This window comes from Marinimicrobium agarilyticum DSM 16975, assembly GCF_000423345.1.
GTDB lineage: Bacteria > Pseudomonadota > Gammaproteobacteria > Pseudomonadales > Cellvibrionaceae > Marinimicrobium > Marinimicrobium agarilyticum.
Genome location: NZ_AUHU01000016.1, coordinates 21430 through 37324, shown reverse-complemented (window position 1 = coordinate 37324; position 15895 = coordinate 21430). Strand labels below are relative to the sequence as shown.

12 protein-coding genes are annotated in these 15895 nt (G+C 60.3%); 3 read left to right on the top strand and 9 right to left on the bottom strand.

What is annotated here, in order from left to right; genetic code table 11:
* Positions 1-15: 15 nt before the first annotated feature.
* The 6 genes from G547_RS0114780 to G547_RS0114755 form a co-directional block, all read right to left on the bottom strand.
* Positions 16-1047, bottom strand: a complete 1032-nt coding sequence (locus G547_RS0114780) for an SIS domain-containing protein (protein ID WP_245573492.1) — start codon at positions 1045-1047, stop codon at positions 16-18.
* Between the two features lie 167 nt (positions 1048-1214).
* Positions 1215-2246, bottom strand: a complete 1032-nt coding sequence (locus tag G547_RS0114775) for a LacI family DNA-binding transcriptional regulator (RefSeq protein WP_027330513.1) — start codon at positions 2244-2246, stop codon at positions 1215-1217.
* A 97-nt stretch (positions 2247-2343) separates the two neighbouring features.
* Positions 2344-3633: an ATP-binding protein gene (locus tag G547_RS0114770; protein ID WP_027330512.1), complete on the bottom strand. Its 1290-nt coding sequence runs from the start codon at positions 3631-3633 to the stop codon at positions 2344-2346.
* Entirely contained in the window at positions 3630-4328 is a 699-nt protein-coding gene (locus G547_RS0114765; protein WP_027330511.1) for a winged helix-turn-helix domain-containing protein, read from the bottom strand. Before G547_RS0114765 ends, G547_RS0114770 begins: the two co-directional genes overlap by 4 nt.
* Before the next feature lie 33 nt (positions 4329-4361).
* Entirely contained in the window at positions 4362-4676 is a 315-nt protein-coding gene (locus tag G547_RS0114760; RefSeq protein WP_169449458.1) for a DUF3019 domain-containing protein, read from the bottom strand.
* Positions 4677-4782: 106 nt separating this feature from the next.
* Positions 4783-5769 carry a MipA/OmpV family protein gene (locus G547_RS0114755; RefSeq protein ID WP_027330509.1) on the bottom strand — a complete coding sequence of 329 codons (987 nt, stop codon included), beginning with the start codon at positions 5767-5769 and terminating at the stop codon, positions 4783-4785.
* A gap of 307 nt (positions 5770-6076) precedes the next feature.
* Here G547_RS0114755 and G547_RS0114750 point away from each other — a divergent pair, with 307 nt between their 5' ends.
* The 3 genes from G547_RS0114750 to G547_RS21705 all read left to right on the top strand — a co-directional run bounded on the left by G547_RS0114750 (position 6077) and on the right by G547_RS21705 (position 9925).
* Entirely contained in the window at positions 6077-8161 is a 2085-nt protein-coding gene (locus G547_RS0114750; RefSeq protein ID WP_027330508.1) for a beta-propeller domain-containing protein, read from the top strand.
* Between the two features lie 97 nt (positions 8162-8258).
* Entirely contained in the window at positions 8259-8708 is a 450-nt protein-coding gene (locus tag G547_RS0114745) for a DUF6174 domain-containing protein (RefSeq protein ID WP_027330507.1), read from the top strand.
* Between the two features lie 80 nt (positions 8709-8788).
* A complete protein-coding gene (locus G547_RS21705) occupies positions 8789-9925 on the top strand; it encodes a hypothetical protein (RefSeq protein ID WP_051235556.1) in 1137 nt (378 codons plus the stop codon).
* A 68-nt stretch (positions 9926-9993) separates the two neighbouring features.
* Here G547_RS21705 and G547_RS0114735 read toward each other — a convergent pair whose 3' ends face one another.
* From G547_RS0114735 to G547_RS21695, 3 genes are all read right to left on the bottom strand, one after another.
* Positions 9994-12333 (bottom strand): TonB-dependent receptor, encoded by a 2340-nt coding sequence (locus G547_RS0114735; RefSeq protein ID WP_245573491.1) that lies wholly within the window; start codon positions 12331-12333, stop codon positions 9994-9996.
* Positions 12334-12621: 288 nt separating this feature from the next.
* Positions 12622-13290, bottom strand: coding sequence for a beta-phosphoglucomutase (pgmB, locus tag G547_RS21700; protein WP_051235554.1), 669 nt, complete (start codon positions 13288-13290; stop codon positions 12622-12624).
* Positions 13283-15682: a glycoside hydrolase family 65 protein gene (locus G547_RS21695; protein WP_051235552.1), complete on the bottom strand. Its 2400-nt coding sequence runs from the start codon at positions 15680-15682 to the stop codon at positions 13283-13285. Before G547_RS21695 ends, pgmB begins: the two co-directional genes overlap by 8 nt.
* Positions 15683-15895 lie beyond the last annotated feature (213 nt).

Sequence of the window (15895 nt, the reverse complement as noted above, 5' to 3'; positions counted from 1 at the left end):
GGTGCCTCTTGCGTGTTAGACGGTTTCGGTCACCTTGTTCAGGTGAGGCGGTTCATCGGGATGATACCCGCGGGCGATGGACAGTGCATTGGCCATTCGATAGAAACTCTGGATGGCGAGAATGGGCGCCACCACCGGGTGCGCCCCCCGAACCACTGGCAGGCTGTCGGTCTGTTCCGACTCGTCCGCTACCAGCACGCGGGCGCCGCGCTGGCGGAACTCGCTGACCAGCTCGTCGGTGCCGGCCTGGGTTTCATCCTGCTGGGAAATGACCAGCACCGGAAAGTCGCGCCCAACGATGGCCATAGGGCCGTGTTTGACTTCCGCCGCGCTGAACGCTTCCGCGTGCAGGCCACAGGTCTCCTTCAATTTCAGGGCCGCCTCCTGAGCGATGCCGAAGCCGAGCCCCCGGCCGATCACAAACAGATTATTGACCGGCTTGAAGGCTTCCACCGCTGCTGACCAGTCAAAGGTCCAGGCTTGGGCGAGGGCGTCGGGCAGGGTGTTCAACACCGCCTTGAGCCGACTGTTGTCGGCCCATTGGGCGACCAAGTGGAGAATGGCGGTCAGGCTGCCGATGTAGGACTTGGTCGCCGCGACGCTCAGTTCCTGCCCGGCCTGTAGGGGAATGACCAGATCGGCCATCTCGGCCAGGGGGGAGTCCTCCACATTGACGAAGGCGAGCGTCAGTGCCCCGGCGGCTTTGGCGTGCTCCACGTTGGCCAACAGGTCGGGGCTTTTGCCCGACTGGGAAATGGCGATATAGAGCACGTCGCTGAGCTGTTGGGGGCGACGGTAAACCGAGCCCACCGATGGCGCGGCGGAAGCCGTGAGTACACCGAGCTGGGTTTCGATCAGGTACTTGGCGTAGGTGGCGGCGTGGTCCGAGCTACCCCGGGCGCAGGTGACCACGGCGCGGGGCGAAAAGGCGCGCAAGCGTTCGGCGGCTTCCTGTACCCGGGCGGCGTTGGCGGTCAGCTGGCGGCTTACGACCTGAGCGGCCTCGGCGGCCTCGGCAAACATTCGGGTCTGTTCCGGCTGGGGCATGGTTACTCCTGTCATTCGACTCACTGTGGTGGCGTTCTCAAAAGGATGGGGGTGTCAGATTACCGCCTGACAACGTTGTCTTGTGGATGGTATTTTGCTCTGCTTTGGTGTGGATGTAAAGGGGCGGTGATAGCGGCCACTCGGGAAGAGAGGCGCACGGCGCTCGGTCAGGCGCCGCGCCGCCCTGGTGGGCAGGTGGAGTCGCGCACTATCAATTGCGGGTAGAAGCCTTCGCTTTCCGGTCCCTTGTCACCTTTGCGGTGGCGAATCTGCCGAATCAGCAGCTCGGTGGCGGTGCTGGCGATCGCCGCGTTGGGTTGCTGGGCCGTGGTGAGGTTGGGCCAGGCCTGACGGGAGAAGGGACTGTCCTCGAAACCGACGATGGACAGGTCCCGCGGGACATCCACGCCCTCAAGCCGCGCCGCGAAGAGCACGCCGGCGGCGATTTCGTCGTTACAGGCGAAAACCGCCGTGGGGTGTTCATCCCGGGCGAGCAGTTGGCGGGTGCGTTTGACCCCGGACTCAAAAGCGTACTCGCCTTTGAGAATCAGCCGGCTGTTGCTTTTGATCTGGTTGTCTTTCAGCGCTTGTTTATAGCCCGCCAGACGTTCGACGCTGGATTTGTGTTCCTCTTCACCGCCAAGAAAGGCGATATCCCGATGCCCCAGGTCGATCAGGTATTGGGTAATCCGGTAGGCGGCGGTCCGGTCGTCCACGAAGACGCAGGCGGACAACTCGTCCGGCGGCTGGGTGCCGGAAAGAATGCGCACAAAGCGGATCTTGCGGGCGGTAAGGGCGTCGAGCACCTCGGGCATTTCCGACATGGGGGGAGTGATTACCAGACCGCCCACCCGGCTGCGGTCCACCATGCCGAAAATTTCATCCAGCAGCTCGGGGGACTTGGCATCGCAGGGGTGGATCACCAGCTCGTAGTCCTGCCGGCGGCACTCGTTCAGAATCCCCCGCTGCATCTCGATGACGTAGTTGCTGTTGGGGTTGTCGTAGATAAAACCGATCGAAGACGCCGCGCCGCGCAGTACCCGCGCGGAAAGGTTGGGCTGGTAGTTCAGCTCCTTGATGGCCTTCCAGACCTTGTCCTGCAACTCCTGGCCTACTGTACTTTCGCGATTGATCACTCGGGAGACGGTCTTGAAGGACACGCCGGCCCGTTTGGCCACGTCTTTGATTGTTGGGTTCATCGCCGCTCGGCCCACTCGTTGGGGTGTCAATGGGGGTGACTAAAGCCGGCACTATACCATAGTGAATCTAGGGGCCGAGCGGTTGGGCGCCCGTGGCTCAGTCGACGTCGGCGGGCTGAGCGGACCAGTGTAAAACAAAGCGGGCTCCGCCGCTTTGAGCGGCATCCACCAGCACTTCCCCCTGGTGCCAGTTCATCACCCGCTGAACGATAGCCAGCCCCAGACCGAAACCCGCCGTGTGGTGTTCCGGCGCCTCGCGCAGGCGAACGAAGGATTCAAAAATGCGCTGCCGCTCCTCAGCGGGAATGCCGGGCCCGTCATCGTCCACGGTCACCCGGAAATCACCGTCGTGGGCTTCCAGAGTGATATCGATTCGGCGGTGGGCGTAGCGCAAGGCGTTCTGGATCAGGTTCTGCAGCGCGCGTTCCATCAGGGACCAGTCACACACCACCGGTTGAGTCAGTCCTTCCGGGTGGAGATAGAGCTGGGGCGGTTGGGTCAGGTGACCACTCAGGCGTTGCCAGAGGTCGTGGACCAGCGCCGGCATGTCGCCGGGGGTGAGAAACAGGTCGGGCTGCTGCTCGAAGCGTGCGTAGTGCAGCAACTGGTTAACGAGTTGATCCATCTCCGCCACGTCGGCTCGCACGCTCTGGAGTTTGCGTTGCAGGTTGTCCGGGTCACCACTGGCCTCCGCTATTTCCAGCGCAAACTTCATGCGGGCCAGCGGGGTGCGCAGCTCGTGGGAGACGGCATGCGTCATTTCTTTTTGCGAACGTAACAGCTCCCGAATACGCAGTGCCATCTGGTTAAACGCCTGCCCGAGACGGTTGGCCGCGGAGTGGCCGCTCAGCGTCACCAACGGCGCCTCGGGATTGCGTCCCAGGGCCTGGGCGTGTTCCTCCAAACGACCCAAGTCTCGGGTCAGGGGCCAGAGCCAGAAGAACACCACCGCCGCCAATGCACCGTAAAAAACGACCGAGAGGAACGATTCGAAGCGACGGGTCGCCTCCGGAGTGACTTCTCCGAGCACGATGACGTAGGGCGCCCGCTCGAGTTTGCGGTAGTGGTAGAGGTTGCCGTCCGCGTCTTCGAACGACAGTGCTTCGTCGGCGCGCAGGCGCTCTTTGATGGGGTCGCCGGAGATGTCCTCCAAAGGCACCAGCCGCACGTCAGCCAGGCCCTGCCGGGCGATTTGATGCACCAGTGCCTGGGTGTCGGACAAAGGGCGGTCGGCGCTGGCCAGGTGGAGGACTTCGGTGAGCGTCGCGCCAGGAGGGTGTGACTCCTGGTCGGACTGATAGGTATTCCAAAGCTGATCCAGCGCCCAGCCGAACCCCACGAGGGCCAGGACAATCAGTAAATAGAGCGACAGGAAGGCCCGTTTCAAGCGTCGCCCCAGGCGTCGGCAATGAACAGGTAGCCCCGGCCCCAAATGGTTTTTATCCGGGTGGGGTTGTCCGGGTTGTCGCCCAGTTTTTTACGTAACTGGGAGACCCGTACATCGATGGTCCGGTCCATACCATCGTACGGGCGGCCGTAGAGTTCGCGAAACAGGAAGTCTCGGCCGACCACATCGCCAGCGCGCTGGGCCAATAACCAGAGCAGGTCGAACTCATGGCTGGAGAGTTTGACCGGCTCGCCTTCCAGTTGAACGCTGCGAGAGCCACTGTGAATGTCGAGTGAGCCGAAGCTCAGCGTCTGTGGCGCGTTGGGGGCATTGGGTTCGACCCGCCGCAGCAGAGCGCGGATGCGGGCCAACAGGATTCTGGGTTCGGCGGGTTTGATCACATAATCGTCGGCGCCGAACTCTAGCCCGAGAATCTGGTCCGCATCTTCGTTGCGGGCAGTGAGCATCATAATGGGGCCATTGAAGGCCGGGCGCAGTTCGCGGCAAAGGGTCAGCCCGTCTTTGCCCGGCAGCATGATATCCAGAATCAGCAGATCCGGCCTTAACTGACGGACCCGCTCGGGAACGCGGTCGCCCCGGTCTTCAATGGCAACCTGGAAGCCGTTGTCGACCAGGTAATCGCGCACCAGGTGGGCCAGGCGACGATCATCTTCGGCGAGCAGTATCTGTTGCATAGGGCGTCCGGGCTCGGGGTTGTGGTTTCCGGGTCAGAAAAAATTCCAAGGCTTGCGGCGGCGCGAGCGGAACTCGGTGTACTCGCGGATGACCTCAAACAGCTCGCTGGCCAGGAGTTCACCATCGAGGGTCCGGCGCAACTGAAAGGTCAGGCTTTCATCGGTTTCGGCCCGGTAGCGATACTGGCCCTGGCGGTCTTTTTCCCAGCAGGCGAGTGGCTCGTTCTCCCGGTCGACGAACAGACACAGGGCCTGAGTCTGGCCGGCAGCCTGCCACTCAATGGTCACCCGCTCTTCACAGCGGGATTGGTCGGCGGCCAGGGCGCAGACGCTGGGTGTCAGATCCATCTCCGCCTCGGCGGCTGCACAACCGGCGGCCGCAAGGACGCCGGCCAGCATCAGAAAGGGCTGGCCGGCGACGCGTCTTGTTGTTCGATACCTCAGTTGCCCGAGTTTAAAAATGGTACACGCCCCCGAAAAATATCTGTATCACCTGCTTACGGTCGATCAGGGGGCTGTGGCGGATGGCCTCGCTCAAGTGTTCGTACTGAACGCTGCCTAGCCAGCGCCAGTGTTCTCCGGCCGGTCGTGTCCAGCTCAGGCGCACAAACGGTGAAGTGCCGCTGTCGGGCCGATAAGCGGGCCGGCCAGTGCCGGATTCCCCCTGGGTGACGCCGTAATAGTATTCCATCACTTCGGCGCTTTTCCAGTTAAACCCGACGCTCATCCCCAAATGGTGCTCTCGTGCCTGGGTGGCGGTGCTGACGGCGAAGCGCAGCTCCTGACCGTCATGGACGTTGCTGGCATCGGACAAGGCTTGTAGCTGCCACTCGAACCGTCCCATTTGACCCGAGGTTTCCACGCCGGCCAGGGCGGCGATATTGCGCTCCCGCAGTTTCGGCAAATGGCTTTGCCTGGGCGCTTCGGTAGGGCCCTCGTCACTGCTGTCCTCCACGGGGCCGAAGCCAGCGTCACCATCATTGGCGGCGTCGCCCTCGCCGGGAGCGGCGGGGGCCTTGTTGAAACCACTTTCCAGCGTTCCCAGGCCTCCGTCCAGAACAAAGCGGCCCCAGCTGTCTTCGAAAAAGTAGAGGCCATCGCCCCCGACGGTGACCAGGGCATTCAGCATCCAGTCCGGGCGATCGACCAGGGTGTAGCCCAGGTCCAGATTGTCGAGAAAGAACCGTTTGCCGTAGTAGGTGATCTGGGGGATCAATACCAGCGGGATGTCATCCGCGGCGGCAATCGGGTTGGTGCGTACACCGGCACCGACGGCGATCTGAAACTCCCAGGTGCCGGTTGCCACACACCGTTCGTTGGCCTCGGTACAGCCACTCGAAGCGGTGGCGCCCAGCGGCTGATGCCACAGCGCGAACGCCAGGCATGCCGCCAGTGCTCCGCGGGTCGGGTGTCGTAATCGAGTCAACAGCGTATAGGGCATGATCAAAGGGTCATTTTCAATTGGGCGTCAATCAAGAGGGCGCGTCCATTGTCACCGGTCGTTGTTGGTATTGTGCCGCCTATCGAGCCACAAAGCCGTCACGGCTTTGTGAGAGTCTGTAAAAACCTGTAAACCGCGCCACGGTGAGCCGCTCGCCGCAGGTTACAGAAACTTACACTCTTTCGCAGATGCGCAACAGAAGTGACGGCACCGGCGCGTTAGAGTGGAGGAATGATGACATAAACCCGCGTGTCTGGACACCAAACCCCGGTGTCTGGACGCCCACTCTCCGGAGGATGGACTCGTGATGCTCAGCCGGTTTCCCTTGGCGCTTTCGTTAACCTGCCTTTCCATACTGTTACTGTCGGCTTGTGGTGGCTCCAGTGGCGGCTCCGAACCTCGTGGCCGTGAAGATATCGACTACAGCAACCTGCGCTGGGATGACCCGGCTCTGGAACCTCTGACGAACGAGCACGAGGCCGCGATGGTGGCCGAGTATTTGCGTAACGGGGTGCGGCTGCGTGTGGGCGCCGGGTACGGCTTTGAGCCGGAGGGGGAAAATACGGCGGATAACAGCGGTTCACCGATGCCCGGCGGCGCCGATGATGATGGCTACTCCCAGACCAATGTTCACGTCAAAGGTGTGGATGAGGCGGACCGGCTCAAATACGATGGCCGCCACCTGTTTGTGGCCGAGTCGCCGCAGTACTCTCTCGACCACTTTCTCGATCAGTCAGATGTGAACTTGGGGGTAGCTGATTCGGTGGCCCCGCCGGAGCCTCAGCAGACGCTCAGTATTTACCGCACTCAACCCCAGCAGGCGAATGCCCAGCCGTTGGCTCAATATGACTTTATGCGCGACCAGGACAGTCCTCTGGTTCTTTCACAGTTGTATCTGGAAAAAGATGAAAATGGCGTGGCCGAGTCGGTCCTCGCATTGAGTGACAGCCGAATGGCCTACGGCGGCTGGGGGTGGGGTACCATGCCCGAGCTCGCGTTGTACCAGGGCCGGGCCCGGGTGGAGTGGGTTGATGTCACCTCGCCTGCCAATCCTGTGCTATCGGGGTCGTTGGACATTGAAGGCACTCTTCTCAACAGCCGCAAGGTGGGCAGTGTTCTCTATCTGGTTTCCCGGACGAGCCCAGCGGTGGCTGAGTTGGAGTATTCCGCCAGTGACGGCGACACTCAAGCGCGCAACGAGCGCCTGATTCAGAGCGCGCCGCTTGAGAGTCTGCTTCCGGGATATCGAGTAGATGGCGGCGAACGCCGGCCTCTGGTGACCGAAGGCGAGTGTTACCTGCCGCAAGCGCTCGAACCGGATGAAGGTTATTCCGATATCGTCACCGTCAGCGCGTTTGACGCCAATACCCGTGAACGCCTGGGAGCGGTGTGTGTGAATGCGCGGCTTACCGGTGTGTATATGTCGCTTGAAAACGTGTATCTGGCGGCGGAAGGCGGTAGTTGGAACGAGCGTAAAACCGCTCTGCACAAATTTGCAGCAAACGATGGCGCGATTGAATACCGCGGCACCGGTTTGGTGCCGGGCGGTTTGGGCAATACGGACCCGGCCTTCCGTATGGATGAAAAAGATGGCTTTTTGCGCGTGGTCACCACGGCCTGGGAGCAAACCGGCGACTTGGTCCACTCTCTGCATGTTCTTCACGAGAACGAGGAGGCCGCGGGAGAGCTTGCGGTCGTGGCGCGTTTGCCCAATGAGAGCCGCCCCGCGCCGATTGGTAAGCCCGGCGAGAATATCTACGCGGTACGCTTTCTTGGAGAGCGGGCCTATGTCGTCACCTTTGAGCAGGTGGATCCGTTGTACGTGATTGATGTGGGTGACCCTCTGGCGCCCAAAGTCCTGGGAGAGTTGGAAATTCCCGGCGTTTCGGATTATCTCCACCCGATTGACGGTGATTACCTGGTCTCCGTGGGCCGCTCAGCCACGGAGGACGGCTGGATGACCGGCCTGAAAGTGGAACTTTTTGATGTCCGGGACGATCAGAACCCCTTGAGTGTTGCGGCGATCGAGATCGGTGGCCGGCACTCCTGGAGCGAGGCGTTGCACGATTTACGGGCGTTCAATTTTATTCGCACCAGTGACGACGAGTTACGCTTTACGATTCCGGCCTCCCGCTACGATGAATGGGAATGGCAGGACTCCGGTTTACATTTGTTCTCTGTGAATGGGATCAGCACAGCACAGGCGCAACTGGAAGCGGCTGGCGCGTTGGTTGCCGAAAGCGCCGACCGGGATGGCTATGAGTACCCACGACTCAGTGGCAGTGATCGTAGCCGTATTCATGGCGAAGCGGTGTATTACCTGCACGGCGACCAGGTTTGGGCGCGGTTCTGGGGCGATGCCCAGTCCGCCAACGGACCCTTCACGTTCTGATGTTTCACGCGCTTGTGCCTATTCGAGTTCATGAAGCGTTGGCGACCCGCAACGCTTCTCTGCTCACTGAAGATTTAATGCAAAGGAGTCGCATTTAATGCAAACCTTCATGATTTCGATGAATATCGCCTCCAACGGCGATGCCCCTGAGCCTCAGACGCTGCTGGAACTTCGTCGCAAGGTGCGAGACTGGTCCTACAGTGCTGAATCGGAACTGGTCTACCACCGCCAGTTATGGCAGCTCAGCGGGTTTGACAGTTACCAGTTTACGCTGAGCCGACGCGGGGGCGGTCTCCCGGCGGCGGACATCCGCGTCCGGGTGAGTGAAGGGCAAGTGGTCAGCGCCCACCACCTGGAAACCGGTGCGCCGGTCATCACCGGTGATGCCATCGGCACCGTCGAGGACTATTTCTGGGAGCTGGAGCAGGCTCTCCGGCAGGAGGGGGGGCAGGTTCGAGTTGAATATCACTCTCTGTACGGCTACCCCCTGAGCTTTTGCGTGAGCGAGTCCCTGCTCGGGCAGTCGGAGCACCGTCAGCTCGCCTGATGCCTGTGTGTAAAATGCTATAATGGGGATACGAGCTGGCATTAATGGTGCCGGCACTGCGCTGCGCAGGAGGTGTTCCCATGAGCCTTCGCTGTATGTCGCTGGCCATCGTGGCTGGCGCAATTCTCAACCTGAATGCCTGCACTCGCCTGGAACCGCTTCCAGAGTGGGTTCAGACACCCACGCCCCAAGAGCTGGACGAAGTCCTGTCCGGCGCGGTGTTATTTGACGCTCCAATTTCCGACTTCACCCTTCCGGACTATCCGCTCTTCGAGCTGACCCCTCAAATGCGCATGCTGGCCGAGGAGGTGGCACTGCAGCACCGCGGCGCCTCTGCTCGAGCCGAGGCCTTGCATCAGTTACTGCTCTCCTCGCCCATGACCGGTGGACTTGGTTTGCGTTATAGCGCCCTGGAGACCGCCACCGCCGGGGAAGCGTTTGAGGACCGCCGGATCAACTGCTTGAGCTTTACCCTGATATACGTCGCCATGGCGCGTCATATGGGTCTCAAGGCTGAGGTCAATGATGTTCAGATTCCGCCGAGTTGGGATTTGCGCGACGACGAGACGTTTCTCCTGTTCCGCCACGTCAACGCCAAGGTGATGCTTCCCTTTGGTGACCAACTGGTGATCGATCTGGAAATGGAACGTTACAGCCCGATGTATGACCAAACCGTCATTGACGACCAGCGCGTGGCTGCGCAGTTTTACAATAACCGCGGAATGGAGCTGATCGCCAAAGGGCAGCGTCGCGAGGGTTTCCTGCATTTGCGCGAAGCATTGTCCCTGGACCCCCAACAGAGTTTTGTCTGGAATAACCTGGGCACCCTCTACAAACGTGAAGGGCATGAACGTCAGGCGGAGATTGCCTACCTGCAGGGGCTCGCACTGACGCCCTCCGACCTGACGCTGATGAGTAACCTCAACAGCCTGTACCAGGCGACCGGACAGGAACACAGAGCGGCTTACTTTTACCAGCGCGCCCGCGAGCACCGCAACAGTAACCCCTACTACCTGTATTCGCTGGCGCAGGAACAGTTGGCGGGAGGCAACCTGGTGGAAGCCGAACGTTACCTGAAAGCGGCAATGAACCAGGAAAGTCATGAGCCACGCTTCTACGCCCTGGCCGCAGAGATTTACGATCGCCGAGAGTTGCCGGAAAAGGCGGACGCGATGCGCGAGAAGGCGCAGCGTTGGAAGGAGGAGGTTTATCTGTAGCGGGAAAGAGGGCAAAAAAGAGGGGAGGCGGCGAACCGCCCACCCCCCAAGGCGTGGACACTGGCGTGTTAAAAGTCGTAACCGATGGAAAATTTGATATTGCGCGGCAGTATGTAACGACCATTGGCCGATACGCCCGCCGCCCGCGGATCCCCTTCGGTGAGCGCCAGCTCATCGGTGAGGTTGTCGATTGCCACCTGGAATTCCAGTTCATCGACATTGACGATGACGCCGAGATCAAACTTCTCATAGCTCTGGAGCTTGTTAATGTTGCCGTTGTCGCTGTAGCGGTCGCCGATCAGACTGACAGTACCGTAAACCACCGCTTCCACGTTGTTGGCAAACTGCAGATTGTAGCTCGGTGACAGCCGGAACTGCTGATCGGGCTGGCGCTGCACGGCGTTGCCGGCATCGTCTCCGCTTTTGATTTCCGTGTCCTGAATAGTGGCGTTGAGGGAGAGTTCAAAATCCCCAAAGTAGAGACTGCCGTCAAGCTCGACCCCCATGGCTTCGGTCCTGAGTCGAGAGAAATCGTTCAGCGCGACGTTCCCGAATGGTTGGCCTTTGGTGTCGTTGAAAAAGCCGGTGGCGTACAGCGAATAGTTATCTTGGGAGAGTTTGTAGCCGAGCTCATATTGTTCAACATCGATGATCAGGTCGGAGCCGTTGTTGAAATCGGCCCGAAAATCCCGATAGGCATCGAAGTCCGGAAACTTCACCCCGTCGTTGATGCGAAAGAAAACCCCGGAGTTGCTATTGAGTGACCAGTTGGCCGCGGCGGTGTAGGAGACGGCGTCTTCCTCGGTGTCCACGATAAGGTCGGGAATGCCATCGCGGGCACCGTCATCGACAGAGTATTGGGTTTCTCGAGTGACCACACGGACGCCGGCATCGAGGGTGAGGTCGCCGACGTAGGTTTCACCCGCCAGGTAGAAGGCGTCCTCTTGCGCTTCCCCGATCGCATCGACATCGTACTTGAAGCCGCAGGTGCTCTGACTAAAATCCTGGCAGGTGTCGTCGACACTGTCCGGGCTGATCATCAAACCGTCCTGTTCCAATTCATAGTACTTGGAGTTTCCGATGGACCAGGTTTCCGAGACTTCCCAGGTGGAGGTGTAATAGCCGAGGGTGACTTTCGCGCTGTCCCACTGTTTGGCCAGGCTCACATCATTACTGAAGGCTTGGATGTCTTTGCGCACTACCCAAGCGCCAAAGCGTTGGACCAGCGTGTTCGACGAAACGGCCTCGCCCGTGATGGTTTCGCCATCCGTTCCCCCATTTAGACTGCCCAGGGTGACGGCCGCGCCATCGGGCACAAAACCCAAGGTGTCAGCGTCGCCCTTGGTCAGGCTGAAGCGGTCGGTGAAGGACCAGCCATTGTCCAGATCCAACTCCACGGCACCACCGGTAATGCTGCCGTCCCAGCCGCGGCCTTCACCCATGTCTTCCATCTCCATGGTGATTTCACTGCCGCCGGCGCCATCGCTGCCGGAGTAGGGTACAAGCACATTGCGATTGCCTGGCCCGACTTGGGTGTAGGCGGCGTCCAGCCCCGTGGCGTTCCCCTCTCCGTCCTGAATGGCGACTGGCAGGTACCAGGTGCCATGGTCATCGGTGGCGCGGTGGTAGAGATTGATTTTGCCGTTGTCCAGCAGTTTGGTGAGATTGAGGGTGAATTGGTTACCTTCTTCCGCGTCGAACCCGGCTTCCCGAATCCCGGGGGAGGAGCTGACGTAGCCGCCGATCATGTAGTAGAGATCGTCGTCGAGCTCACCGCTGACCATGCCGTCCACGCGCTGGAGCCCGAAGTCGGAGGTGGAGTATTTGAGGGTGCCTTCGGTGTCAGGGCCGCCTTCTTTGAGGATGAAGTTGGTGGTCAGACCGACTTGGCCGTTGCTGTACACCGGATTCGGGCCGCCGCGCAGGGCTTCCATCCGCTCAATGGTTTCATCAATGCGAAACAGCGTCGAGTTTTCCAGGAAGGAAAGCGTGGGCGGAGGAAAGACTGGCATGCCATTGAGGGCTACCGTCACGAAGTCGGCATCGCCGCCGCTGGGGAAACCGCGGACGAAAATGTTGGCGCCCGACACACCACCGGAGCTTTCCACCCAGACCCCCGGCACGGTTTTGAGTAGGTCGGCGGTACTGCTGGGAGCCTTACGCTTGATGTCTTCCGCGCTCACCGTCGAGATCGCGAAGCTCGCATCCAGCTTACGCATGGCGGCGCCACCTGGGGTACCGGTCACGACCACCTCTTCAATGGCGGATCGGCTTTGAGCGGGTGAAGCGTTCTCCTGAGCCTGGGCAATGTTCTGAAAGGCGAGACAGGCAACCGGGGCATACCACAGCCAGTGGGGCTTGCGTCCGAGAGCAGAGAGCGTTCGGGCCAAGGGCTTTTGGGTCATCATGGTCATTCTCCTCCCCGCAAGGCGGGTGATTATTGTTAGACGTTGTTCAGGCACTGGTCGCTTCTTGGGCGCTTGCTCGGGTGTCTCTCGGCGTGGCGTCTCTCCTTGGAGAGGTGACCATCAGCACCGAGCATTTTCCTCAATGCTTGAATTTCAGCTTAGATGAGCAAACTCCTTTTTGCAATCGATTGCAAATTGTTTTTACAAACGATTTCATAATAAAAAGCAAAATCTCTTATAGCCTGTTGGTATGGTGTCGGTTACGTCTGGTGTTCAATCGCGCCGGTATCAGTTCGAGCGGTTCGCCGGGGCGGTAAAGTAGTCCGCCGGATCGAGTGCGGCCAGGGAGGGAACCACCCGGTCAGCTTCCCGTAGAACGATTGGATCACCCACGCCCAGCGCGTACATTCCTGCCCGTTTGAGGGCGGTTACTCCCGCAGCGGCATCTTCCACACCGATGCAGCGTGCCGGTGTGACTCCAAGTCCGCGTGCAGCCATCAGGAAAATTTCCGGATCGGGCTTAGGGTGGCGCACCAGAGCCGCATCCGCGATGGTGTGAAAGCGCCCGGCAATACCCAGCCCTTCCACGACTGCCTTGGCGTTTTTACTGGCCGATGCCAGCGCCAGGGGAATGCCCCAGGCCGCGAGCGTGTTCAACAGTGTCTCCGCGCCCGGGAGTAGATCCGCGGGCGTCAGCTGGTGGATCAACGTCTGGTAAAGACGGTTCTTCCTGTCGGCCAATCGCGCTTGTTCGTCGGTGGTGTATCGCCGGGCAGCGCCTTCCAGCACAATCGCGAGCGACGCCATCCGGTCCACGCCTTTGAGCCGGTTATCGGCATTGGGGGGAAGCTGAAAACCCTCTTCGCTCGCCAGCTGTATCCAGGCGGCAAAATGCAGGCGGGCGGTATCGGCAATCACCCCATCCAGATCAAAGATAGCAGCTGTATAGTCAGTCATGGAGGTTTCCTGCCAGCGAGAGTGAAATAGTGGCGTCGGGCTCACCGAGGGTGAGATTTCTGCCGCCGTGGCTGAATGCAAGGGGGGCTCCTTCGAGCAATTTGTACCGGACGTGTTGCTGATCAACAGCTAACTCCACAAGGCGACCGCGCACCTGAATCTTGAACCGATAGTGGGTCAGCCCTTTGGGCAGTGTCGGGCTGAACTGGAGCTGCCCCCTTTGCAGGCGCATGCCTGCAAAGCCCTGCACCATGCACAGCCAGGTGCCGCCCATGCAGGCGGTGTGAACCCCGTGCTGGGTGTTGTGGTGGTGGTTGTCGAGGTCCATTCGGGCCACCTGCTCGAAGTAATGGCGGGCTTTCTTGGTATAGCCCAGCTCATTGGCAAGAATGCTGTGCACGCAGGCCGACAGCGTGGAGTCGTGGGTGGTGAGCGGCTCGTAGAAATCAAAGTCTCGTTTTTTTTGCTCAAGGCTGAATTGCTCACCCAGTAGAAATAACGCCAGAACAGTATCGGCTTGCTTGCAGACCTGGTGGCGGTAAATCGTCAGTGGGTGGTAGTGCAGCAGCAACGGGTAATGGTCGGCCGGGGTGTTGGCGAAGTCCCAGCGGGGCTTGTCCAGAAAGCTGTCGTCCTGAAGGTGGATGCGTTGCGGCTCGTCGTAGGGCAGGTACATTTGATCGGCGGCTCGATGCCACTGGCTGATTTCCTCCGGGGTCAACGACAATTGCCGGAACAGTGAGGCCGCCTTGTCGGGCGCCTGTGCCTGCAGCCAATGGTAGAGCTCAACGGCGTAGCGCAGGTGTGCCTGTGCCATGGCGTTGGTGAAAAAGTTGTTGTTCACCAGAGCGGTGTATTCGTCTGGCCCGGTGACTTCATTGATGCAGAAGCGCCCGGCCTTGTTGGGGTTGAAGTGACCGATCGCCGGCCAAAGTCGAGCACTTTCGAATACCACCTCTGCGCCGTAGTCCCGCAAAAAGTCGTCGTCCCCGGTGGCGTCGTGGTAGTGGCGGATGGCATAAGCAATATCGGCGTTGATATGAAACTGGGCGGTGCCCGCGGGATAATAGGCGGAGCATTCCTCTCCGCCGATGGTACGCCACGCAAAAAGTGCGCCTGTGGGTATGGCGAGTTCCCGAGCTCGGGCGCGAGCGGAGTCGAGAATGCTGTGGCGGTACATCAGCAGGTTGCGTGCCAGGGCGGGCTGGGTGTAGAGGAAGAAGGGGAGGATGTAAATCTCACTGTCCCAGAAGTAATGCCCCTCGTAGCCGTGGCCGGTCAGGCCTTTGGCGGCGATGTTGGTACCTGGGGTGCGCCCGACGGACTGGAACAGATGGAAAAGGTTGAAGCGCAACCCCTGTTGCAGACTCGGGTCGCCGCCGATCTCGATATCCGAACCTTGCCAGAACGCGGTCATGGCGGCCTGTTGTTGCTCGGCGTACTGAGTGAACTCACGTTCCATGCAGGTGGCGAGGTGTTGGGTGAGGTCGGCGGCGGACACGGCTGTCGGTGTGTGACTGTCCGCGTAGAGAACATATTTGGTGAGCGTAACGGGCTGGTTGGGCTCGAGCGGAAGCTCGTACCGACAAGCGACCCGTAAACCCTCATCGCTTTTGACGGCGGTCGGAGACACGGGCGAAAGCGCATTTTCCGTGTCCTTACCCAGTTTCAGGGAGTGGCCGGCAACGGCGCTCAAGGCAAAGCCGGTGCTGCGTAATTGGAAGCCGAGGCTTAAACGGCTTCCGTTGGCTTGGTGCTCAAACGGCGCCAAGTCGGCCTGATTGATACCGGCGCCCACTCTCGGGTCCTCACTTTCGCCTGCTTCTATGGGAGAGGCATCCAGGGCGGATTCGATCGACAGGACACCACTGCCCTGCTCGAGGCTGAAACGGTAGTCCATCAGGACAAGTTGCCGGTCCACCAGAGAGACCAGGCGGCGACTCTCCAGGCGCAGCACGTGACCGTCAGGGGAGCGCCAGCGCAAGAGGCGGTAGAGTAATCCTTCGTCCATGGCCAGGGTGCGGCGGTGCTCAAGGACCTCTCCGTGATGAAGATCCACGGCCACGCCGTCAAGCTGCAGCCGAAGCTCATGGGGGAGAGCGGCGGCGGCAATCCGTTGGTTGTTTTTGGCGTAGCCGTAGGCCTTTTCGCCATAAGTGATTGGTTCAGAGTAGTAGACGCCGTTCAAATAGCAGCCGGTCTCGGCCGCGTGCCCCTCCAGCCCTTCATCCAGAGTGCCGCGCAGTCCGATATACCCGTTCCCCAGGGCGAACAGGGTGGCATTCAGGCCATAGCGGTCGGCACTGAAACCTTCTTCGACAATGTGCCAGGAAGCAGAGTGGCCACAGGACGAATCCCTTGGGCGATGGGGGGCGTGCTTATCGTGCTGCATGTTGCTATTACCTGCGTCGTAAAGTCCGGGCCGACCGGCTCCTGAAAGGGGACGACCCTCGTGTGGGGCGAGCCTTTCGATGAGTGTAGCACTTTTGCAATCGATTGCAATTGCGGAATTTGCTGCTAATATTAAAGGCATGACAAGGCGTCAGTTCGCCAGACGGCGCGCTGACGCAGCCTGGAGGGTCGGCGACCACCGGCGTCAACCCGA